Source organism: Ochrobactrum sp. MYb379 (assembly GCF_037479515.1).
Classification (GTDB): Bacteria; Pseudomonadota; Alphaproteobacteria; order Rhizobiales; family Rhizobiaceae; genus Brucella.
The window spans coordinates 316270-337160 of the sequence record NZ_JBBGYW010000005.1; the positions used below are offsets into that span (position 1 = coordinate 316270).

The window sequence follows — 20891 nt, forward strand, 5'->3', positions numbered from 1 at the left end:
CAGTGTGACCACATGTTTGTAACTGCGCGCGGCTGTATGCGCAGCTTCATTTCTTAGCTATGTTGGGCAAAATTGAATCAGCAGGTTTTGCCAAGCATATGTCCGATATTTCCGTTGAACAACTGACCGCCCCTGAAGCCGCCGCAGAACTGGAACGGCTGGCGCGTGAAATAGCGCATCATGATGAGCTTTATCATGCCAATGATCGGCCTGAGATTTCGGATGCTGACTATGATGCGCTGAAGCGGCGCAATGATGCGATAGAAGAGCGGTTTCCGCATCTGCTGCGGGCTGACAGCCCATCTTTGCGTGTTGGCGCGGCACCTGTTTCCAAATTCGCTCAGATTACCCATGCACGACCGATGCTTTCGCTTGGCAATGCGTTTTCGGATGAAGACGTGCAGGATTTTGTCGGCAGCGTTTATCGCTTTCTCGGGCACTTGCCGGATAATTCTATCGCGTTTACGGCCGAACCGAAGATCGACGGGCTTTCCATGTCGATCCGCTATGAAAATGGCATTCTGGTGAGTGCTGCCACGCGTGGCGATGGCACCACCGGTGAAAATGTTACGGCCAATATCCGCACCATTGGCGAGATTCCGAATAAGCTTCCGGCGGGTGTTCCTGCGATTGTTGAAGTGCGCGGCGAAGTCTATATGGCCAAGAGCGACTTCCTCGCACTCAACGAGCAGATGGTGGCAGAGGGCAAGCAAACCTACGTCAACCCGCGCAACACTGCCGCAGGGTCGCTGCGGCAGCTTGACGCGAAGGTAACCGCTAGCCGTAAGCTCAGATTCTTTGCCTATGCTTGGGGCGAGATGTCGGAAATGCCTGCCGACACACAGCATGGCATGGTCGAGGTGTTCGCCAAGTGGGGCTTCCCGGTCAATCCGCTGACCAAGCGGTTGCAGAGCGCAGATGAGCTGATTGCGCATTATCGCGCCATTGGTCTTGAGCGTGCCAAGCTCGATTACGATATTGACGGTGTGGTCTACAAAGTGGACCGGCTTGATCTGCAAACGCGGCTTGGATTCCGCTCGCGTAGCCCGCGCTGGGCCATTGCGCACAAGTTCCCGGCTGAACAAGCAACGACCATTCTGCGCGGTATCGATATTCAAGTTGGACGCACGGGTGCACTCACGCCGGTTGCGCGCCTTGAGCCGATTACTGTGGGTGGTGTGGTTGTCACCAATGCCACGCTGCATAACGAAGATTACATCAAGGGTCTTGGTCTTAAGGGTGAGCGCATCCGGGAGGACGATCACGACATTCGTATCGGTGATACGGTAATCGTCCAGCGTGCAGGCGATGTTATTCCGCAGATTGTCGATGTGGTGTTGGAAAAGCGTCCCGCCGATGCGCTGCCGTTTAATTTCCCGCATGAATGTCCGGTCTGTGGCAGTCATGCCGTGCGCGAAGAAGGCGAGGCGGTCTATCGTTGCACGGGCGGGCTTACCTGTGCTGCACAGGCGGTCGAGCGTATTCGCCATTTCGTTTCCCGTAATGCATTTGATATTGAGGGTTTAGGCGAAAAGCAGGTTGAGTTTTTCTTCCACGCGGAAGATGACAGTTTGAAAATCAAATCACCTGCGGATATTTTTACGCTACAAAAGCGACAGGAAGCGTCAGTCTTTAAGAAGCTTGAAAACATCGATGGCTTTGGCGCGACTTCGGTAAAGAAGCTTTATGATGCGATTAATGACCGCCGTGAGATTGCGCTTCATCGCTTCCTGTTTGGCCTCGGTATCCGGCATGTGGGCGAAGTGAATGCCAAGCGTTTTGCGAAAGCCTATCTGACCTATGAGAAGTTTGCAGAAGCCGCGACAACCGCTGTTCCGCCAAAAGAAGGTGACCGTACCGACAAGGGCAATGAAGCTTGGCAAGACCTGATTGCCGTTGAAGGTATCGGCGCGATTGTGGCAGAAGCTGTTGTCGATTTTTATGCAGAACCACATAATCAGGAAGTGCTGAGTGCGCTCTTAGCAGAGGTGACGCCGCTGGATGAAGTGGCACGTGTGGCAACCGGATCGCCCGTTGAAGGCAAGACCGTGGTGTTTACCGGCAGTCTTGAACGCATGTCACGTGATGAAGCGAAAGCCATGGCAGAGCGTCACGGTGCCAAGACGGCGGGGTCTGTTTCCAAAAAGACCGATCTTGTTGTGGCTGGTCCGGGGGCGGGGTCAAAGCTTGCCAAGGCATCAGAGCTTGGCATCGAAGTGATCGATGAAGATGCGTGGCTAACCTTGGTTGGAGAAGGCTGATGGCTCCGTTCAAAGGTTTTGGCGACAAGGCAATTCCTTTTCTTAAAGCGCTCGATTTTCATCAGAACCGCGAGTGGTTTGTCGAAAACAAAGACCTGTTTGAAGAGCATCTGAAAGAGCCGCTTGGCGATTTGATTGAGGAACTGACGGCGCGCTTTGAAAAAGCCGGATTGCCTTTCAAAGGTGATCGCGTGAAATCGCAGTTTCGCATCAAGCGGGACACGCGGTTTTCTCATGATAAAGCGCCGTATAATCGGCATTTGTCGGCGCTTCTGTCCAACTCCGGCACCAAATGGGACGAAAGCGGCTGCTTTTATGTCTGCATCGGTCTGCCGGGCATTCGCGATTGTTATGCTGGTGTGGCGTGGTGGGGGCCGAAAAAAGAGCTGCTGCAAGCTATCCGCGAGGCAATTGTCGAAAAGCCGGAAGAATATCGCGCGGTAGTGGCAAAGCTCAAGAAAAACGGCCTGCAGATCAGTGATCATGAGCGTTTGAAGCGAACGCCACGCGGTTTTGAAACCGTGACCGATGCTGATCTTCTTGATGGGATCCGCAACCGGCATTTTGCTGTGCGGATGGAAATTGACCCGGAGAGCATTACCCGTGCTGATCTTGCTGATCGGCTGGTCAAGTTTGCCGAACAGTCCCGACCGCTGATTGACTGGATCAAGAAGATTGAAGGCACCGTTCCACAAGCATCAGAATAATTCATTTCAGTATCACTGGTTTTTATCAGTGATGCTGAAATGCTGCGCGTATATTCTAATAGTATGATTTTTATCGAAAATTGATTTCAAGTTGGCCTGAAATTCTCTAAGCACTCCATGAGTGAGGAGAGATATTCGTGGATCAGGGTTTTCGATCAGCACCGGCGTCAGCAGGGAGCGACTTCTGGGGCGGTGTTAAACGTGGCTTGCCCATCGTAGCAGCTGGTGCGCCGTTTGGTCTGTTGTTTGGTGCAGTAGCAATCGACAACGGCTTTACCTTTGCTGAAGCCATCTTCATGAGTGGAATGATCTATGCAGGCGCCAGCCAGATGGTTGGGCTTGATCTATTTGGCCAGAACATCGCGCCATGGATGATTGTGCTGTCGATCTTCGCGGTCAATTTTCGGCATGTGCTTTATTCGGCGACGGTCGGCCGGCGCATTCGCCATTTCACCTTCATGCAAAAGGCGCTCGCCTTCTTTCTGCTGGTCGATCCGCAATATGCCGAAGTTGAAATTCGTGCTGAGGCGGGCCGGAAAATCAGCTTCGCATGGTATATGGGGCTTGGTCTCACAATCTATGTCTGCTGGCTGATCGAGACGCTCATTGGTGCGCTGTTTGGCAATCTGATTTCTGATCCTTATGCGCTTGGGATCGACTTTCTGCTGCCGATTTATTTCCTTGGCATGGTGATGAGTTTTCGCCATCGCGAACATTGGTGGCCGGTTGTTATTGTCAGTGCTGTCTGCGCAGTAGCGGCTTACAAGTTCGTCGGCTCGCCATGGCATGTAACGCTCGGTGCGATGGGTGGTGTTGTACTGGCCGCTGTTCTCGCAAAGCCGCAAACAGGGAAGGCATAGATCATGTCCACGACGATCTGGATTATTCTTGCGGGTGCGTTGTGCACCTATCTTACCCGCTTTGGCGGGCATATGATCTTATCGCGTTTTGAGCGTGTGCATTATCGTGTTGAAGCAGCATTGAATGCAGTGCCTGCGGCGGTTCTGACAGCAATTGTTGCAGCGCCCGCATCGGATCATGGTTGGCGCGAATTGTTGGTGCTGGTATTCTGCGTGTTGTTGTCATTGCGGGTTAGCATGATGACAATGTTTTTTGCAGGCGCAGCGCTGTTGATCGCACTGCGCCATTTCTTTCCGGCTTAAATCTCTGAAGTTGCTGCTTCGAGCCACTTAGCCTGTGCCTCATCCAAGTGCGTGATAAGCTTTTCACGCACGCTGCCATGATAGGCATTCAGCCAATCCAGCTCTTCCTGCGTGAGCAGTGATTTGTCGATAAGGCGCCGGTCGATCGGGCAGAAGGTGAGCGTTTCAAAGCTCATCATCGGTAGCTCGCCGCCTGCTGGAACTTCCGCTTCTTTCACGATGATCAGGTTTTCAATGCGAATGCCGTAAGCACCCGGCTTGTAATAGCCCGGTTCGTTGGAAAGGATCATGCCGGGCAAAAGCTCCTGCACGCCTTTCTTTGAAATGCTCTGTGGGCCTTCATGCACCGACAAATAGCTGCCGACGCCGTGGCCGGTGCCATGCGCATAGTCAAAGCCCTGTTTCCAGAGTGCGATACGCGCCAGCACGTCAATGTCCTGTCCGCGTGTTCCTTTCGGGAAACGTGCGGTGGTGATGGCAATCATGCCTTTCAGCACAAGCGTGAACGAGCGGATGGTTTCAGGCGTGATGCTGCCAATAGCAACGGTGCGAGTAATATCGGTCGTGCCGTCGCGATATTGCGCCCCGGAATCGATCAGATAAAGCTCGCCATCGTTAAGCTTGCGGTTTGTGTCGGTGTTGACGCGGTAATGGATGATTGCGCCGTCCGGACCTGCGCCGGAGATCGAATCAAACGAAATATCTTCAAGTGGCATCTGGAAATCGCGGCCAGCCTTATCGCGGCTTGCTTCCAGCTTTTGCGCTGCTGAGATTTCGTCAACCGTTCCGGGCTTTTCTCCATCAAGCCAGGACAGGAAATTGACCATTGCCACGCCATCGCGCTCGTGTGCTGCGCGAGAACCGTCGAGTTCTGCCATGTTCTTGATCGCGCGGGGCAGGCGGGCAGGGTCTTTGCCATGAATGACATGGCCGCCCGCGGCTTCTACCGCCAGACGAAGCTTTTCCGCAGCCAGTGCTGGATCGAGTAGAATGGTTTCGCCTTCTGCTGCGCGCGCACTCAGGTGACCTTCAAGCTTTGCTGGTTCGCAGAGTTTCGCTAGTTGCGTGAGATAGGCGCGGGGTTCGATGGCAAGTTTGCGCTCGTCGATGAACAGTTCTGGCTCACCCTCAGCCGGGATGATTGCGAAGCTAAGCGGCAGAGGCGTGTTGGAGACGTCCTTGCCGCGAATGTTAAACACCCAGGCAACCGATGACGGATCAGTTAGCACTGCGGCACTTGCACCCGTTGCTGCTACCGCCTTTTGCATTTCCTTGATCTTGTCTTCAGCCTCGTGGCCCGAGAAACGGGCTGGCTGAATAGTGACCGGCGCAAGTGGTGCTTCCGGCTGATCATCCCAGATGAGATCAACCAGATTATGCGCAACCGGCACCAGCTTGCCACCCTGATTTTCCAAAGCTTCGCGGAGAGCGGAGGCTTCGGAAATCGTGTGCAGCCAAGGGTCAAAGCCAATGGTCAGGCCTTTGCCGTTTTCCGCGAGCCAGCTCGCAGGCGGATTGGTGACGAGGCTTTCATAAGAAAACACGTTACCATCCGTCTGATTTCGAACCTGCAACTCATAGCGACCGTCGATGAAGACTAAAGCCTTATCCTTGAGGATCAGTGCCGCACCTGCCGAACCGGTAAAACCGGTGAGCCAGCCAAGGCGCTGGGCACGCAGCGGCACATATTCGCCCTGATGCTCATCGGCACGCGGAACGAGAAAGCCGTCGAGTCCCTGTTCGACAAGCTTCTCGCGCAGTTTGGCGACGCGTGGTGCACCATTGGCCGGATCGGTGGTTACATCAAAAGTCTGGAAAGCCATGAGCGTAACTCGCAATAAATAATGGAAACCTATTACTTCAGGTGAATCGTGACCCAGCCTTCGCGATGGAAGGTTTTCTCATGGGTAAGTCCCTGCGACTGATAGGCAGCAAGAACCATGTCATGCTGACTGTCGAGAATGCCGGACAGAATGATTGAGCCGCTTGGTGCCAGATGTGATTTCAGCGAAGGTGCGAGTTCCATCAGCGGGTTGGCTAGAATATTGGCGACGATAAGATCAAACGGGGTGTAGGAGCGGAAGATCGGATGGTCGAAGCCTTCGGCAGTCGCCGTTACGACATGCTCACTCACTCCGTTGAGAACGGTGTTTTCAGCGGCAACAGTGACTGCAATCGGATCGATATCGGTGGCGAGAACCGGGATTGGTGCAAGCTTGGCGATGGCAATTGCCAGAACAGCAGAGCCGGTGCCGAGATCAAGCGCATTGGTCGGATGCTCGCGCTCAACCACTTCCTCAATCATTTCAAGGCAACCAGACGTGGTGCCATGATGTCCGGTGCCAAAAGCGAGGCCAGCATCGATCAAAATCGGAATTTCATCGGCTTGTAGTTTGTCGCTGTCATGCGAGCCATGCACAAAAAAGCGTCCGGCACGAACAGGCTTTAGAACTGAGAGCGAGTGTGTGACCCAGTCAATGTCTGGCAGCTCTTCGGTTTCAAATTTGCCAGCACCCACCAGCGCGTCTATGCGCGCTGCGAGTTCCTCGGCTCCATCTTCGGTATAGACGGAAACTTCGAAAATCTGACGGTCTTCATCGATTTCAGTGATTGCAATCGGGAAGGCTTCATCTTCGAATGCTTGTTCGATGATGTCATAGATTCGTTCGGCTTCCGTCTTGTCAGCCGAAAAGAAGAGTCGTGATTGGGGCATGGATAATAAGCTCTCAAATCGAATTGGAAGCTTTGTTTACCCGTTTGTGCGGCCTTTGGCCAGATTCTTCAACTTTTCCAGAGCAGTATCTGGGTTCTCCTGATAGGCGATGGTTCCACGGAAGCGACCGCCCTTGTCGAGAAGGAAAACCGAAGCCGTGTGATCCATTGTATATTCGCCGTCTTCGGTCAGAACCTTCTTGGCGTAGATGTGGTAGGACTTCACCATGTCAGCGACGTTTTCCGGTGTTCCGGTCACGCCGATGATGCGGTCTGACACGTTGCTCACATAGGTTTTCATAATCTCCTGTGTGTCGCGTTCAGGATCCACGGAAATGAAATAAGCTTTAATGTCAGATGCTTCTGGTCCGAGCTGTTTGAAGTATCCGTCCAGTTCGTAGAGCGTGGTGGGGCACACATCAGGGCAATGGGTAAAACCAAAGAAAACCACGGAAGGTGTGTCGCGCAGTTCTTTTTCAGTGAAAGGCTTGCCATCCATAGCCACGAGATTGAACGGACCGCCGAAAGGCTGATCGGCGGAATTACGGTCGCGGATCATATTGAAGCCCGCAGCGCCAACAATCACAATGATGAAGGCGAAGATGAAGATGGGCAGGAATTTTTTCATGTCCGGTCAGCCTTGAATTTTGTTTTGCATTTATCGCAGATAAGCACGCTATTTAGTGTTTACATCGTTATGCAATAGGAAAGCGCTTATTTAACGAGCGCATCTTATGTTGAAACGATAGATCCAGTCTAGCAGAGTACAAAGATTTCAGAAAGTTTTGAAATGACGCAGGGTGAAGACCTTCGTTTCCAAAATAGTGAACCGCGCATTCACTCGACAGCTCAGCTCAAAGGCTCCAAGCTTGGTCGCTATGCGGACATAGGTGAGCGTGTAATCCTGCGTGAAGTGACAGTCGGCGATTTCACCTATTTCGAGCGCAACGGGGAAGGTATTTACGCGCAGATCGGTAAGTTCTGCTCAATTGCTTCCAATGTGCGGATCAATGCGCTTGAGCATCCTATGGAACGGCTTACGACTCATAAGGTGAGCTATCGTCCGAATGAGTATTTTCGTTATCTGGGCGTGGACGGTGCGTTCCGTGAACGGCGACAGGCCAAACGCGTGACAATCGGCAATGATGTCTGGATTGGCCATGGTGCGGTGATTACGCCCGGCGTCAATATTGGTGATGGCGCGGTGATCGGCGCAAATGCTGTGGTGACGAAAGATGTTGCGCCCTATCATATTGTCGGCGGTGTTCCGGCCCGCATCATTCGCAAGCGCTTTGATGATGCAATTATAGAACGATTGCTGGCTCTGTGCTGGTGGGATTGGCCGGTGGAAAAGCTTTATGAGGCCGTTCCTGATATTCAGGCGCTTGAAATTGAGGCCTTTCTGGAAAAGTGGGGCGGTTGAGGGTTGCTCTCTTGCAATGCCTGATTTGTTTCTCCACCTTTGAGAACGAAGTTGCTGGAGAGATCGAATGTCAAAGATGAACAGGTTTGTGGGATTGCTTGTCGCGCCGATGCTTTTGCTTGCAGCTTCGGCTGCGGTATCAGCAGAAGAAGTCGGTAAAGTTGGCGTGGACTGGCTGGGAAATGACATTGTGATTGATGCCGTTCAGGATCCGAAGGTGCAGGGCGTGACCTGCTATTTGGCATCTTTTTCGCGCGGAGTTATCGACCGCCTGCAGAAGGGCAACTGGTTTGAAAACCCGTCCAATGCATCGATTTCCTGCGAGCAGTCCGGGCCGATTACCATCGGTGATATTAAGCTTGGTAAGGGTGGTGAGCGGGTCTTTGCGGAGCGCACCAGTCTTATCTGGAAGAAGCTGGTCATCACCCGTATCTATGATCAGAAGAACAACACGCTTCTTTATCTCGCTCATGCGACACAGGTGCAGGATGGTTCGGCTAAGACATCGCTGTCGACCGTTCCGCTGTTCAAGGGTGATGTGACCTGGGAAAAAGGAAAGCCGGAGTAATCTCCGGCTCTTCTACTCTTAAGAATTATGCGCGCTGAACGAAGCTGTCGAGAACGCGCTTCTGTCCCGCCTTATCGAAGTCGATGGTCAGTTTATTGCCGTCAATGGTCGAGATTGTGCCATTACCGAATTTGATGTGGAACACACGGTCGCCGACGAAATAGGCAGACGGCTTATCGGTTGTTGATTTTGCAACCAGTTCGCCGTCAATGGTGCGTCCTTTTACCGACCCGCGACCAGCACCAAAGCCAGAATCGGTTTCGCCATAGCCGACGCGTTCGACATTTGCACCCGAGCGCGAACCCCAGTTGTTGCGTGTTGCATCAGAGCGGTTTTGCTGCGCGCGCTGCCAGCCGGGCGTTGCATAGGAGTTTTGGAATGGATCAGCTTTATCAAAGCGCGATTGTCCATAACCACTATTGCCATAGCCGCCGTAATTGCCTTCCATTTCAGCAACTTCGACATGCGGTTCGGGAAGCTCTTCCAGAAAGCGTGAAGGAATGGTTGACTGCCACATGCCATGAATGCGGCGGTTGGATACGAACCAGATATGCAGGTTCTTTTTGGCGCGCGTCACGCCCACATAGGCAAGGCGTCGTTCTTCTTCGAGGCCTGAGCGACCACCTTCATCAAGTGCGCGCTGGTGCGGAAACAGGCCTTCTTCCCAACCGGGCAGGAAAACAGTTTCAAACTCAAGGCCCTTAGCAGAGTGGAGCGTCATGATGTTGACGGCATCCATATCGGTGTTTTGCTCCGCATCCATGACGAGCGCAATGTGCTCAAGGAAGCTGCGCAGGCTCTCATAATCCTCCATGGAACGGATCAGTTCCTTGAGGTTTTCAAGACGCCCCGGCGCCTCTGCCGATTTGTCGTTCTGCCACATGGACGTGTAGCCCGACTCATCAAGAATGGTTTCTGCGAGTTCTGTATGCGGGGTATTGTCGAGAAGTGTTTGCCAGCGGCGGAAATTATTGACCACTTCGCGCAGCGCCGAACGTGGCTTTGGCTTTAGTTCTTCCGTTTCCACCAGATCACAAGCGGCTGCGAACATCGAAATGTCGCGTGCGCGCGCATAGTCGTGGATCAGGCGAATTGCTGCTTCACCAAGTCCGCGCTTTGGTGTGTTGATGATGCGCTCTAACGCCAGATCATCAGCCGGCTGTGCAACCACACGCAGATAAGCCATGGCATCGCGGATTTCGAGGCGCTCGTAGAAGCGTGGACCGCCGATAACCCGATAGTTGAGGCCAAGCGTCACAAAGCGATCTTCAAACTCGCGCATTTGGAAGGACGCGCGCACAAGGATCGCCATATTGTTGAGCAAATGGCCTTGGCGCTGAGCCTGTTCGATGGTCTCACCAACTGCGCGGGCTTCTTCTTCCGAATCCCATGCTGCATGGATTTTGACTTTTGGATCGTCGGGGTTTGGCGCTTCAGTGAAAAGCGTTTTGCCGAGACGACCTTCGTTATGTGCAATCAGATGCGCGGCAGTTCCCAGAATATGTGCTGTCGAGCGATAGTTGCGCTCAAGTTTGATAACAACTGCGCCCGGAAAATCCTTGTCGAAGCGGAGGATATTATCCACCTCGGCACCGCGCCAGCCATAGATCGACTGATCGTCATCGCCAACACAACACAAGTTAACTTTATTGTCGCTTACGCCTGATGATGTCTGCCGACCATCGGCTGGAACTGGAGCAGTGCTTTTCGATTGTGGCCTTTGAGCAAGTAGCCGCAGCCACATATATTGTGCTGTGTTGGTGTCCTGATACTCGTCCACCAGAATGTAACGGAACTTCGCGTGATACTCGCGCAGAATGTCGGGATTGTTGCGGAAGATGCGGATCGGATGCAGCAGAAGATCACCGAAGTCGCATGCGTTCAACGTACGAAGGCGTTCCTGATAAGCCTGATACAGCTCGCGGCCTTTGCCGTTGCCAAACGAACGCGCATCGCCTTCCGGGATATCCGCTGGGCCAAAGCCCTTGTTCTTCCAGCCATCAATCATGTTCGCAAAAGTGCGGGGCGGCCAGCGCTTGTCGTCGAGACCCTCGGCCTGAATAAGCTGCTTGATGAGACGGATCACGTCATCAGTATCAAGGATTGTGAAATCAGAAGTGAGGTGCACCAGTTCTGCATGTTTGCGCAGCAGTTTCACGCCGATGGAGTGGAACGTGCCGAGCCATGGCATGCCTTCGACTGCACCGCCGACCAGATGGCCGATACGTTCTTTCATTTCGCGGGCGGCTTTGTTGGTAAAAGTCACAGCGAGAATCTGGCTTGGATAGGCGAGGCCAGTCGTCACAATATGCGCGATGCGGGTTGTGAGCACGCGGGTCTTGCCGGTGCCTGCACCTGCGAGAACAAGAACCGGACCTTCGGTGGTCAAGACGGCCTGACGCTGCTCAGGGTTGAGACCCTTTAAATAATCGGGTTCGCCACGCTGCTGGTTGCGTGCTGCCATGGCGCGCGCGGCAATTCCGCCAGTCGCAGCGGGTGCGCGATCGGCAGGAGTTTCATTGCCGAAAAACGGCATATCATCGGGAAAATCAGACATTGCTACCGAATGTAGTGATTCGTTGATCAAAAACCAGCGAAAGCGTTAAATTACTCAAGCTGTGTGATACGACGATCGGTGAAATTGAGCCGATGTGAAGCAAGCGCTTCGACAAGGCCGCGCATCTCCGGTTCGCGCTGTAGCAGTTCATCAAGCTCCGTCATCTGGTTCATGGCGATCAAACGCAGAATATCGTCTCTGATCGTGCCATCGGCCCGGCGTGGCAAATGCGCAACCGGTTGGATGAGTTCAAGCTTTGTGCCTTTCAGCCGTGCGCGCAGGCTTTTTTCGTCCGCGTCAGCCGTTTCGACGAAGGCATAGAGGCCCACGCCCTTGGCTGGCAGTGAATAAAGCGCGAGCGCTACGTCTTTTACACGCGGGTCTGACTTCAACGCAGCCATGATAGCTGGGCCTTCATTGTCGATACGGTCGCCCGTACCTTCACCATCGGACCAGCTGAAAATGCCTCGGGTGATAAAGTTATAGACCTTCTTGCCAGTAGCGAGCCAAATGCGTGACGGCAGCGAACGGCGTGCCAGAATGCGCTTTTCGGTCGGCGTCATCAGATCGGGTGCAAAGGCGCGCTTTTGTTTGATGAGATGACGGAAATCTTCATAGGCGAGCAAACGGTAAAATCCGCCACGACGGCGATGCACGCTTGCCAGCTGAAAATCGATAACCGCTGCTTCGCCTTCCGGCGTCATCAGCCAGTTTTGCGGCTTGGCCAGATCGTTGTGGGTAACGCCCATGCGGCGCATATCGCGCAGAATGCGATGCGCAGTGCGATACCATTTGAGTTGAGCCGGACGCGCAAGATGCAGCGGTGTGCCTTCCGTCCATGAACGATAGAGACCGTCTTTGTCGGTATAGAGAAGTTGCGGTACGCCTTCGATGCCGCGCACGGTTTTGAGGCCGCGAATTTCGCGTCGTGCCAGAATCCATGCCAGAGGCTTCGACCACCAAGGGGCTGCACTCACCAACCGACGAATAATTCTTGTCTCGGGATCGCCCGCAAAATAGCCTGCGCGTGTCTCGGAAAAAACATCGCGCTTAAAAACTGCGGTCTCCACAAATTGCGGTATGCGGTCGCCTTGTGCGGGTACATCAATATTTGGGTTCTGAGCCATGCAGTTCCACTAGCCGCTTGCGCTCAATCAATCAAGTTTGATGGTGGGGTTCAACGGTTGCAATCATGTGAATGAGGGCGCAAAAGAGCTGAATAAATGTTTGGGGAGAGTGTTGAACATGGCGCAAAGCGACGACATCAAGCAGATCATCCGGCAAGAACAGGCACTTATTTTCACAAGTTTCACCGAGAATGATGCATTTTCACTCGGCCAGCGGATACGCGATATTGCGGTGAAACAGAAGCTCGCGGTTGCGATTGATATTTCGCTTTGGGATCGCCGTCTGTTTTTTGCAGCAACTGCTGGAACCACCGCTGACAATACCGAATGGCTGCGGCGTAAATTTAATGTCGTGCGTCGCTTTCACGCTTCGAGCTATCGCCTTGTTCTGGAACAAAATCGCGAAGACAAAATGTTTGCAGACCATAAGGCACTGGATGTTGCCGATTATGCTTTAGCGGGTGGTGGGTTCCCCATCCATATCGCAGGTGCGGGCGTAATCGGAACAGCAATTGTTTCGGGCCTTCCGCAGCGTGAAGATCATAATCTTGTCGTGCGGGCTATTGCTGAACATTTGGGACAAGATCCCGTCGCGCTGGCCTTAGCTGCAGCATAAATTAAAATACGGAGAATAAACGATGTCGCTTCAGAATGTGGTTGCCCTTCAGCGTAATGAAGAGGGCATTGCAGCTGCAGTTGCGCTCCTCAAGCAGCGGTTTGGTGAGCGAGCACAGACCGGACAGGCAATTCGCGAGCAGCATGGCCACACGACGACCTATGTGCCGACGCAGGCGCCCGACATTGTCATTTTTGCACAGACAACCGATGATGTGCAGGCTGTGGTCCGCATCTGTGCCGAGCATAAGGTGCCGGTGATCGCATTTGGCGCTGGTTCTTCGCTTGAGGGACAGGTGAATGCGCCTGCCGGTGGCGTGTCGATTGATCTCACACAGATGAACCGTGTTTTGGCAGTTCATGCGGAAGATCTTGATTGCGTTATTGAGCCGGGCATTACGCGCCGAGAGCTGAACGAATATTTGCGTGATACCGGACTGTTTTTCCCAATCGATCCGGGTGCAAATGCGACCCTTGGCGGTATGGCCTCAACACGAGCGTCTGGCACCAATGCCGTGCGCTATGGCACAATGCGTGAAAACGTATTGGCGCTGAAAGCCGTGATGCCCGATGGTCGCCTGATCGAAACATCCAAACGTGTGAAGAAGACAGCGGCTGGCTATGATCTGACACGGCTGCTGATCGGTTCTGAAGGCACGCTCGGTATTATCACTGAACTGACTTTAAAATTGCAGGGTATTCCGCAAGCGGTGTCGGGCGGGATTTGCCCGTTCCCTGATGTTGAATCAGCTTGCCGCGCGGTTATTGAAACCATCCAGATGGGCATACCCGTTGCGCGTATTGAGCTCGTGAACAAGCTCCAGATGGAAGCACTGATTATGCATTCCAAGCTGCCCTATGAGGCGCAGCCTTATTTGTTTGTCGAGTTCCATGGCACCGAAACCGGCGTTGCGGAACAGGCGGAAATCTTTGGCGAGATTGCTGCGGAAAATGGTGGCGGCGAGTTCCGCTGGACCAATGATCCGGAAGAACGCGACCGCTTGTGGCGCGCGCGGCATGACGCTTATCTGGCATCTTTCCTTTTGCGCCCTGGTGCGAAGGGTGTTTCGACTGACGTATGCGTGCCGATTTCACGGCTTGCGGACTGCATTGCTGAGACAGAAAAAGATCTGGCTGAAAGCGAATTGATTGCTCCCGTTGTTGGCCATGTTGGCGACGGTAATTTCCACCTGCTTCTTCTGCTTGATACGGACGATGCATCGGAAATGGAGCGCGCAGAAGATTTTATGGATCGCCTGGTGAAGCGTGCGCTTGCCATGGAGGGTACGTGTACCGGAGAACATGGTATCGGGCAGGGCAAGATGAAATATCTTGCAATGGAGCTTGGTGACGCGACTGACTACATGCGGATGATCAAGAAAGCGATCGATCCAGATAACATTATGAATCCGGGAAAAATCCTGATTTCCTGATTCAAATCAGTCCTTTGAATCGTCTTTTTAAGAAGGCGATTCAATGTCGCGGCTGAATCGGCGATTGCGCAGGCAATTTGCCTTGTTATCGCCGGATCGATCCCGCTATGTTGCACCGATAAAAATCGCGTGATTCAAGGATTGTTTCGCGCTCTGCATATTATCGGAGTTTCGCTTGGGCCGCATATTCGTCATCGTGGGTGGATTGCTGGTGTTGCTTTTGACCGCAGCGCTGGTCGTTCCGCCATTTGTCGACTGGAGCGGCTATCGTGCCGAGTTTGAGCGCGAGGCAAGCCAGATCCTTGGCCGTCCAGTGCATGTGACAGGCGACGTGAGTGCGCGATTGCTGCCGTTCCCTTCAGTGGCATTTTCCGATGTGCGTGTGGGCGCTGATAATGAGCATCCCGTGATGACGGTCGATACGTTTTCGATGGATGCGGAACTGATGCCATTTTTGCGCGGCCAGTTGCTGATTTTCGATATGCGTGTCGAACGCCCGAATACGATTATTTCGCTCGATAAGGATGGCAAGGTGGATTGGGCGATCCGTCCTTCCACACCGCTTGATCCGGCGCAGATCAAGGTTGAACGCCTCTCAATCACGGACGGAACTACGACCCTTATCGATGAGGCGAGTGGACGCGTTCACAATGCCAGCGATATAAATGCGGTTCTCTCTGCCAACAGTCTTGCAGGGCCATGGCTGGCCAACGGCACTTTAGAAATTGAAGGTCAGAAGCTGGCGCTTGATCTTACCAGCGGTGAAGCCAAGCCCGACGGCTCTCTGCGCCTTCGAGCGCGCATATCGCCTGAAGCGGTGCCCGCATCGTTTGAGACTGATGGTGACATTACGCTTGATGATGGTCGTCTGAACTATGCTGGCAGCTTTTCACTCCGTTCTGCTGATGCGATGGGGTCAGTCGCCAAGAACCAGAAAGAGCCAGTAGAGAAGCCATTTTTCAGTGACCTTCGTGTTAGTGGCAAGTTTTCTGCAAATAAAATCCATTTCGATGCCAGCGAGTTTCGCATGGAGCAGGGACCGGCCGACAATCCTTACGTGGTGAATGGCAAGGCTCTTATTGATTACGGTGATAAGCCACATTTTGAAATCAGTGCTGACGGCCAGCAGATATTCTGGGGTCCGGTTGAAACGCAGGATCAGCAACCCACACCCGTCGCTGATGGCGAGCGCCTTGAGACATTACGGCGGATACTTGAGCAATTGCCGATCCCTGGAATCCCCGGCAATGTCGATTTACGGCTACCGGCAGTGATTGCCGGTGGAACGACTATTCGTTCCGTGACAATCAGTGCAGAGCCTGATGGAAATGGCTGGAATATTGGTCAGTTTGAAGCTGATCTGCCGGGCCGTACAAAGATTGAGGCCAAAGGCAGACTTTCGGTCGGGCGCGATTTCGGTTTTGAAGGCGATATGCTTGTGGCTTCGCGCCAGCCATCCGGTCTTGCAGCATGGCTGAATGAAACTGTTGATGAATCCATCCGTAAACTCGATAGCGTGGGCTTTTCAGGCAAAGTGAATTTGCGTGAAGGCATGCAGAGCATTGATAACCTTGAAGTCGGTATGGGCCAAACGACGCTGAAAGGTACATTCCTGCGGCAAGTAGCAGGTTCTGCCGAACCAGCTATTACGCTGCGGTTGCAAGGTGGTGCAGTTGATAGCAATGCACTTCGTGCATTTACAGGCTTTTTCTCAGGCGGTCATGGCGTTGCTTCACTTGATGGACAAGCGCTTGATATTGGGTTCACCGCTGGCCCTGTTCAATATGAGGATATGGAAGCAGCGAGTGTTGATCTTGCTGTTCGTATTCATAATGGCCGTTTTGATTTTGACCGTTTGATGGTCAATGATGTTGCAGGAACAACGCTGACTGCAACCGGCACTTATGAGCCTTTTGCAGCAACGCCGTCAGGCAAACTTGATGCAACTTTGCTTTCCGCTGATCTGTCGCATTTTCTGACACTCGCTGCGCATCGTCATCCGCAAGTTCCATTTTTCCGTTCGCTCTCTGCGCGCGCAGATAATTATCCGGGTCTCTTTGAGGACACGGAGATTAATATCATCGCCAATGCCGTGGCACCCACCGGTAATGGTGTGACCGCCGCGCCGGTTGCGGGAAGTGCCAAAGGATCACGCGCCAAGGAAGTGCCAGCAAAGACACCTGCAAAGGGTGGCGAGGCGTCGTTTAGCGTGACGGGCAAAGCAGGCGGTATGAAGCTTGACCTGTCCGGCACGACCAGCGGCGGAAGCGCTGAAAACGATCCGATGCAGATGCAGCTCAACGGAACTGCAACGTCTACGAATGGCGAAACGGTTCTGGCTTTATTGGGCGTTCCAACATTGCCGCTCGGACTTGCTGGCGAATTGACGGCTGATCTCACCATGCAGGGCGCGCCAAGTGCTGGCATGCGAACGCAACTCAAACTGACGGCACCTGATGGATCTGCAGTTGCGGATGGCATTTTGTCGATGGTTGGCGGAGATATTGCGGCGAGCGGTAAGGCTCAGGTGAAGTCTGCCGATTTGCAACCCTTTATCGCAACAGCGGGTTACACGCTTCCGGGATTTGGCGAAGGACTGTCCGCTGATCTATCGAGCGATTTTCAGTTTGCCAAAGGTTTGCTGCGGTTCCCGAATTTTGCGGGTAAGCTTGGCGGAGATGATATCTCCGCTCGTCTTGAAGCGAACTTTTCAGATAGTGGACTTCCGCAGATCAAAGGTGAAGCAAAGCTGACCTCTGTTGAACTTGGCAGCCTCGCAGCAATCATGCTTGGTCAGGATGCGCTTGAGCCATCTTCGCCGCGTAAGGCTTCTATCTGGCCAAATACGCCATTTGCTACGCGTCCGTCTTTGACGCTGCTAATGGATATGAAGCTGACTGCAGCGCAAGCACACATGGATGGCTTCGGAACCGTGAGCGATTTTTCTACGCGCGTTCAGAAGAATATGGATGGGCTGGCACTTAATGAGCTGACGGGAAACTGGGCTGGCGGGTATCTGGTTGGCAATATTTCTCTACGCAACAACGATAAAACCGCGCTGCTGTCTTCTGATCTTAAATGGAGTGGTGCACGGCTCGAAGATTTCTATCATTCTTCGACGGGTAGCAGCCCATTGGATGGAACGATTAAGGCTGCTCTGACTTTGAATGGTAGCGGCTCGAATGTCGCCGAACTGGTTGCGTCGTTAGCTGGTTCAGGCAGCGTTGATGTCGAGAATTTCGCAATCAATGGCTTTGATCAAACGGCTTTTCCGGCAATGCTGACTGAGGCTGATAGTCTGGGTGATCAGCCCGTAGGTGCCACGCAGCTGGATGCTAAAGCTTTCAGCGCATTGACCGATAAGGCAATTGGTCAGGGTCGCTTTGCGCTTGGTAATCCGCGCTTTGATTTTACGATTGCCGGAGGCATCGCACGACTTGCACCGATCAGTCTTGCATCGGGCGACGCCACATTGAGCGGCGATATGCAGCTTAATCTTTCTACGCTGGGCCTCAGTGGTGAAGGCAGCTTCGCATTTGATCAACCGGACGATGTGCAACCTTCAACCACAGCAAGTCTTCGCTATACAATTGGCGGAACCTATGACGACCCTACAGTTCAATTTGATCGCCAGCCGCTGGTTCAGTTTCTGACGCAGCGCGCATTGGAGCGAGAGCAGGAACGGGTTGAAGCGATGCAGGCGAGCATCATGGAAAAGCAGCGGCTGAGACGCCAGCTGGACTTGCTAGCATCGGATGCCAAAGCGCGCGAGCGTGTGCAGCTCGAGGAAGAGGCTCGAAAAAGAGCAGAGGCAGAAGCTCGCGAACAGGCTGCCAGAAATGCATTGGAAGCGCAGAAACCCGTTGAGGGCACTAATCAGCCCGCACAACTGAATGGTGAGGGTGGTCAGTCGCTGAATGAGTTTTTGAAAGATCTGGAGCAGGCGCCAAATGTTGCGCCGAATTCTCAGCCTTGAGACCGAATTTTTGATTTTAGCCAGTCAAGTATGTAGAGCCTGAGAGCAGAAGAGAGGTTGACGCTGCGCTCGCGCTGCCCGTCGATCTCCGTCACAAGCGATGCGACAGATACTTGCCGCGTGTTTGCGATCTCTTCAAGCAGCTCGAAGAATGGGTCTTCGAGCGTATAGCTCGTTGCATGTCCACGAATACTCACAGAGCGCTTTTTAAGCCGTCCTGTAGTGCTGAGGGAGCCGCTCACTCTTCAGCTTTCGGCTTGTTGATTGGCTCAAGCTTGTTGTTTTTGAGAAAGCTATTGGCTTTGCGCGTTTCTTCTTTCGCAAAGCCTTTTTCGGCTTTTGTCCGGCCAAACAGAATGCGGTTCTGATCGGCTTGTTCTTCCCGCGAGGCACGCGCCTTGTTCTTTTTGAACTGGCGCAGATTGATAATTTCACTCATGAATGCCTGCCAAGTATGTCAGTGGGCATCGCCTTATTTGTTTGGCGATTTTGGATTGGTTATCCACCAGATGATCAGCGAAAGTATCACGAGGAGCAGCAACCCGAAAGTCATTTGCCACATCGGAAAGTTCGGGGCGTCTTTAGCGACGAAGAAACCGGCAATGATACCGCTGAACCAAAGAACGATCTGAGCAATAATTCGCAACATGTTGGGGCCTGTCCTGTGATGCGTTTTTGTTTATCTCAGTTTTACAGAGCATTTGTTGAGATGCTTTGATCGAAGTCAAGAGCGGCACGACTGCTATAAAAAAACACCGGCAGAATGTTCAGCCGGTGTTTGGTATTCTCAGTGAAGTTAAAACTTATTTTTTACGGAAAGAATCTAGGGAAACCACGTCTGCCGATGGCTTGGCTTCTGTATCGTCATCCTCAGATGCCGGTTCGTCTTTTGCAGCGCTATCACCTTTATCAGCAGCAGATTTGCGCGATTTGGATTTAGGCTTGGCCTTTTCAGGCGCATCTTCGGACGAGATCAATTCGATAGAGGAGACGTTGCCACCTTCATCATTGTCGCTTGTTGGCTGCACAACCGATACATCGAACTCAAGTTCAAAGTTGACCGATGGATCGTAGAAGCCGCGGACAGCAGAAAATGGGATTGTCAGCTTTTCTGGCACGTCACCGAATGACAAGCCGATTTCAAACAGCTGATCAGTGACAACCATGTCCCAGTACTGATGTTGCAACACCACTGTCATCTGCTCAGGATACTTTTCCTTAAGTCGCGATGAAATGCGTACACCGGGCGCCCCTGTTAGGAACGTGATGAAGAAATGATGATTGCCAGGCAAGCCAGTCGCTGCCACTTCCGCAAGAACCTTGCGAATGACGCCACGGAGGGCTTCCTGAGCGAGAATATCGTAACGAATGAGATCCTGAACCATAGATTGCTTATCCCACGGATTCGCAGGTTGATGTCAAGTTTGTTCTCTGACGAATCTAAAATATATCAAGAAAAAAGTGAGCCCGGGGAGGTGCGGAAATGCTTAAGCGCGCGCACCAAAGGCCATTAAAAATGTCCGCACACCGTTGATCGCGCTTTTTTCAATAATTGAATCATCAACTGTCTGGCCGGTTAGCAGATGGTAATGAATATCCGCATTGATAAGCGCCAGATAATGACGTGCTGCCAAATCGGGGTCTTCAATGACCAGATCACCGGCCAATGCTAAGCGCGCCAGATGGGCGGCAATGGCTGGAACTGCCTGTGCGGGCCCCTTGTTGCTGCATATATTGCCATGTAGGGGCAGGGCATCTTCATCGGACTGAAACAGTTTGCGCAAGAAGACAGTCGAAGAATCATGCACGCAATTGCGGCTCATCCTGATCGAGAAGGCGACCAGATTTTCTTCGAGGTTTTCGCCAGACTGAGGAAAAGTAGCGAGCACAGCAAAAAGACCAGACGACATTCTGTCGAATGCATCGTCAACAACAGCCGCCAGCAGTGCTTCTTTATCTTTATAATGATTGTAAATGGTCTGGCGTGATACGCCAGCTTCGCTGGCTATCAGATCGATGCTGGCGCCCTGAAACCCATCTCGATAAAAAACGCGTGCTGCCGCGCAAAGAATGAAGTCGCGCTTCATACATTGGCCGGGCTTTAACCCCGATTTTGCGGACGCAGAATTTGCCCCTTCAGAAAGGAGTGGGCGTCTGTCTGCGAGAACGGCACTATCGAGCATGTCAGTAGGTTTCATATTCATAACATAATGCGGCTTGACGGTTTGGACAATAGTGTCTAATTTTACAGTAGTGTCAAAACAGTTATTGTAATTCGTCCATTATGGGGATGGCTACCCGCTTTTGAGAGACTGCGATACCCGGTTGGGGGCTGGATACATCGCAAAT

The 20891-nt window shown here is 52.8% G+C and carries 19 protein-coding genes; 9 read left to right on the top strand and 10 right to left on the bottom strand.

Translation table 11 applies throughout. The annotated features are described in order from the left end of the window. The first annotated feature begins 98 nt into the window (after positions 1-98). The 4 genes from ligA to WH356_RS13840 all read left to right on the top strand — a co-directional run bounded on the left by ligA (position 99) and on the right by WH356_RS13840 (position 4131). Positions 99-2261, top strand: a complete 2163-nt coding sequence (ligA, locus tag WH356_RS13825; RefSeq protein WP_339511711.1) for an NAD-dependent DNA ligase LigA — start codon at positions 99-101, stop codon at positions 2259-2261. Continuing rightward, positions 2261-2968 (top strand): DUF2461 domain-containing protein, encoded by a 708-nt coding sequence (locus WH356_RS13830; protein ID WP_339511713.1) that lies wholly within the window; start codon positions 2261-2263, stop codon positions 2966-2968. Before ligA ends, WH356_RS13830 begins: the two co-directional genes overlap by 1 nt. Positions 2969-3105: 137 nt before the next feature. Beyond that, positions 3106-3828: an AzlC family ABC transporter permease gene (locus WH356_RS13835; RefSeq protein ID WP_339511715.1), complete on the top strand. Its 723-nt coding sequence runs from the start codon at positions 3106-3108 to the stop codon at positions 3826-3828. A gap of 3 nt (positions 3829-3831) precedes the next feature. After that, positions 3832-4131 (top strand): AzlD family protein, encoded by a 300-nt coding sequence (locus tag WH356_RS13840; protein ID WP_339511717.1) that lies wholly within the window; start codon positions 3832-3834, stop codon positions 4129-4131. Here the strand turns inward: WH356_RS13840 and WH356_RS13845 are convergent. The 3 genes from WH356_RS13845 to WH356_RS13855 are packed head-to-tail and all read right to left on the bottom strand — an operon-like array spanning position 4128 to position 7471. Next, complete coding sequence (locus WH356_RS13845; RefSeq protein WP_339511719.1) at positions 4128-5954, bottom strand: aminopeptidase P family protein; 1827 nt, start codon at positions 5952-5954, stop codon at positions 4128-4130. The genes WH356_RS13840 and WH356_RS13845 overlap by 4 nt on opposite strands. 32 nt (positions 5955-5986) lie before the next feature. After that, on the bottom strand, positions 5987-6844 hold the full coding sequence (locus tag WH356_RS13850) for a 50S ribosomal protein L11 methyltransferase (protein WP_339511721.1): 858 nt from the start codon (positions 6842-6844) through the stop codon (positions 5987-5989). A 36-nt stretch (positions 6845-6880) separates the two neighbouring features. Then, positions 6881-7471, bottom strand: coding sequence for an SCO family protein (locus tag WH356_RS13855; protein WP_250038868.1), 591 nt, complete (start codon positions 7469-7471; stop codon positions 6881-6883). 162 nt (positions 7472-7633) lie between these two features. Between WH356_RS13855 and WH356_RS13860 the strand changes: the two genes are divergently transcribed. Both WH356_RS13860 and WH356_RS13865 read left to right on the top strand, forming a co-directional pair. Further along, positions 7634-8266 (top strand): DapH/DapD/GlmU-related protein, encoded by a 633-nt coding sequence (locus tag WH356_RS13860; protein ID WP_339511724.1) that lies wholly within the window; start codon positions 7634-7636, stop codon positions 8264-8266. Positions 8267-8333: 67 nt separating this feature from the next. Beyond that, the gene (locus WH356_RS13865) at positions 8334-8834 is read left to right on the top strand and encodes a CreA family protein (RefSeq protein WP_339511726.1); all 501 of its coding nucleotides are present in this window, start codon (positions 8334-8336) and stop codon (positions 8832-8834) included. 25 nt (positions 8835-8859) lie between these two features. On the opposite strand, the gene WH356_RS13870 is transcribed toward WH356_RS13865, so the two are convergent. Next, positions 8860-11391, bottom strand: a complete 2532-nt coding sequence (locus WH356_RS13870) for an ATP-dependent helicase (RefSeq protein ID WP_339511728.1) — start codon at positions 11389-11391, stop codon at positions 8860-8862. A gap of 50 nt (positions 11392-11441) precedes the next feature. Next, positions 11442-12518, bottom strand: coding sequence for a serine/threonine protein kinase (locus tag WH356_RS13875; RefSeq protein ID WP_339511730.1), 1077 nt, complete (start codon positions 12516-12518; stop codon positions 11442-11444). A gap of 118 nt (positions 12519-12636) precedes the next feature. Here WH356_RS13875 and WH356_RS13880 point away from each other — a divergent pair, with 118 nt between their 5' ends. From WH356_RS13880 to WH356_RS13890, 3 genes are all read left to right on the top strand, one after another. Then, positions 12637-13134 (top strand): heme-degrading domain-containing protein, encoded by a 498-nt coding sequence (locus tag WH356_RS13880; RefSeq protein ID WP_339511731.1) that lies wholly within the window; start codon positions 12637-12639, stop codon positions 13132-13134. A 22-nt stretch (positions 13135-13156) separates the two neighbouring features. Continuing rightward, on the top strand, positions 13157-14566 hold the full coding sequence (locus WH356_RS13885; protein WP_339511732.1) for an FAD-binding oxidoreductase: 1410 nt from the start codon (positions 13157-13159) through the stop codon (positions 14564-14566). A 175-nt stretch (positions 14567-14741) separates the two neighbouring features. Then, the gene (locus WH356_RS13890) at positions 14742-18542 is read left to right on the top strand and encodes an AsmA family protein (protein WP_339511733.1); all 3801 of its coding nucleotides are present in this window, start codon (positions 14742-14744) and stop codon (positions 18540-18542) included. Here WH356_RS13890 and WH356_RS13895 read toward each other — a convergent pair. The 5 genes from WH356_RS13895 to WH356_RS13915 form a co-directional block, all read right to left on the bottom strand. Further along, positions 18533-18784 (bottom strand): ribbon-helix-helix domain-containing protein, encoded by a 252-nt coding sequence (locus WH356_RS13895; protein ID WP_339511734.1) that lies wholly within the window; start codon positions 18782-18784, stop codon positions 18533-18535. The two genes, WH356_RS13890 and WH356_RS13895, sit on opposite strands and share 10 nt — an antisense overlap. Next, entirely contained in the window at positions 18781-18981 is a 201-nt protein-coding gene (locus tag WH356_RS13900) for a DUF4169 family protein (RefSeq protein ID WP_339511735.1), read from the bottom strand. The genes WH356_RS13895 and WH356_RS13900 overlap by 4 nt, the downstream gene beginning before the upstream one ends. Before the next feature lie 33 nt (positions 18982-19014). Then, positions 19015-19191, bottom strand: a complete 177-nt coding sequence (locus WH356_RS13905; RefSeq protein WP_339511736.1) for a hypothetical protein — start codon at positions 19189-19191, stop codon at positions 19015-19017. 154 nt (positions 19192-19345) lie between these two features. Next, positions 19346-19927 carry an SspB family protein gene (locus tag WH356_RS13910; protein ID WP_339511737.1) on the bottom strand — a complete coding sequence of 194 codons (582 nt, stop codon included), beginning with the start codon at positions 19925-19927 and terminating at the stop codon, positions 19346-19348. A gap of 102 nt (positions 19928-20029) precedes the next feature. Continuing rightward, on the bottom strand, positions 20030-20746 hold the full coding sequence (locus tag WH356_RS13915; protein WP_339511738.1) for a TetR/AcrR family transcriptional regulator: 717 nt from the start codon (positions 20744-20746) through the stop codon (positions 20030-20032). Positions 20747-20891: the final 145 nt, after the last annotated feature.

Bases quoted from the DNA above. Each gene is read 5' to 3' on its own strand.
- ligA (WP_339511711.1), top strand. From the start codon at position 99: ATGTCCGATATTTCCGTTGAACAACTGACCGCCCCTGAAGCCGCCGCA.
- WH356_RS13830 (WP_339511713.1), top strand. From the start codon at position 2,261: ATGGCTCCGTTCAAAGGTTTTGGCGACAAGGCAATTCCTTTTCTTAAA.
- WH356_RS13840 (WP_339511717.1), top strand. From the start codon at position 3,832: ATGTCCACGACGATCTGGATTATTCTTGCGGGTGCGTTGTGCACCTAT.
- WH356_RS13845 (WP_339511719.1), bottom strand. From the start codon at position 5,954: ATGGCTTTCCAGACTTTTGATGTAACCACCGATCCGGCCAATGGTGCA.
- WH356_RS13850 (WP_339511721.1), bottom strand. From the start codon at position 6,844: ATGCCCCAATCACGACTCTTCTTTTCGGCTGACAAGACGGAAGCCGAA.
- WH356_RS13855 (WP_250038868.1), bottom strand. From the start codon at position 7,471: ATGAAAAAATTCCTGCCCATCTTCATCTTCGCCTTCATCATTGTGATT.
- WH356_RS13860 (WP_339511724.1), top strand. From the start codon at position 7,634: ATGACGCAGGGTGAAGACCTTCGTTTCCAAAATAGTGAACCGCGCATT.
- WH356_RS13865 (WP_339511726.1), top strand. From the start codon at position 8,334: ATGTCAAAGATGAACAGGTTTGTGGGATTGCTTGTCGCGCCGATGCTT.
- WH356_RS13870 (WP_339511728.1), bottom strand. From the start codon at position 11,391: ATGTCTGATTTTCCCGATGATATGCCGTTTTTCGGCAATGAAACTCCT.
- WH356_RS13875 (WP_339511730.1), bottom strand. From the start codon at position 12,518: ATGGCTCAGAACCCAAATATTGATGTACCCGCACAAGGCGACCGCATA.
- WH356_RS13880 (WP_339511731.1), top strand. From the start codon at position 12,637: ATGGCGCAAAGCGACGACATCAAGCAGATCATCCGGCAAGAACAGGCA.
- WH356_RS13885 (WP_339511732.1), top strand. From the start codon at position 13,157: ATGTCGCTTCAGAATGTGGTTGCCCTTCAGCGTAATGAAGAGGGCATT.
- WH356_RS13900 (WP_339511735.1), bottom strand. From the start codon at position 18,981: ATGAGTGAAATTATCAATCTGCGCCAGTTCAAAAAGAACAAGGCGCGT.
- WH356_RS13905 (WP_339511736.1), bottom strand. From the start codon at position 19,191: ATGTTGCGAATTATTGCTCAGATCGTTCTTTGGTTCAGCGGTATCATT.
- WH356_RS13910 (WP_339511737.1), bottom strand. From the start codon at position 19,927: ATGGTTCAGGATCTCATTCGTTACGATATTCTCGCTCAGGAAGCCCTC.
- WH356_RS13915 (WP_339511738.1), bottom strand. From the start codon at position 20,746: ATGAATATGAAACCTACTGACATGCTCGATAGTGCCGTTCTCGCAGAC.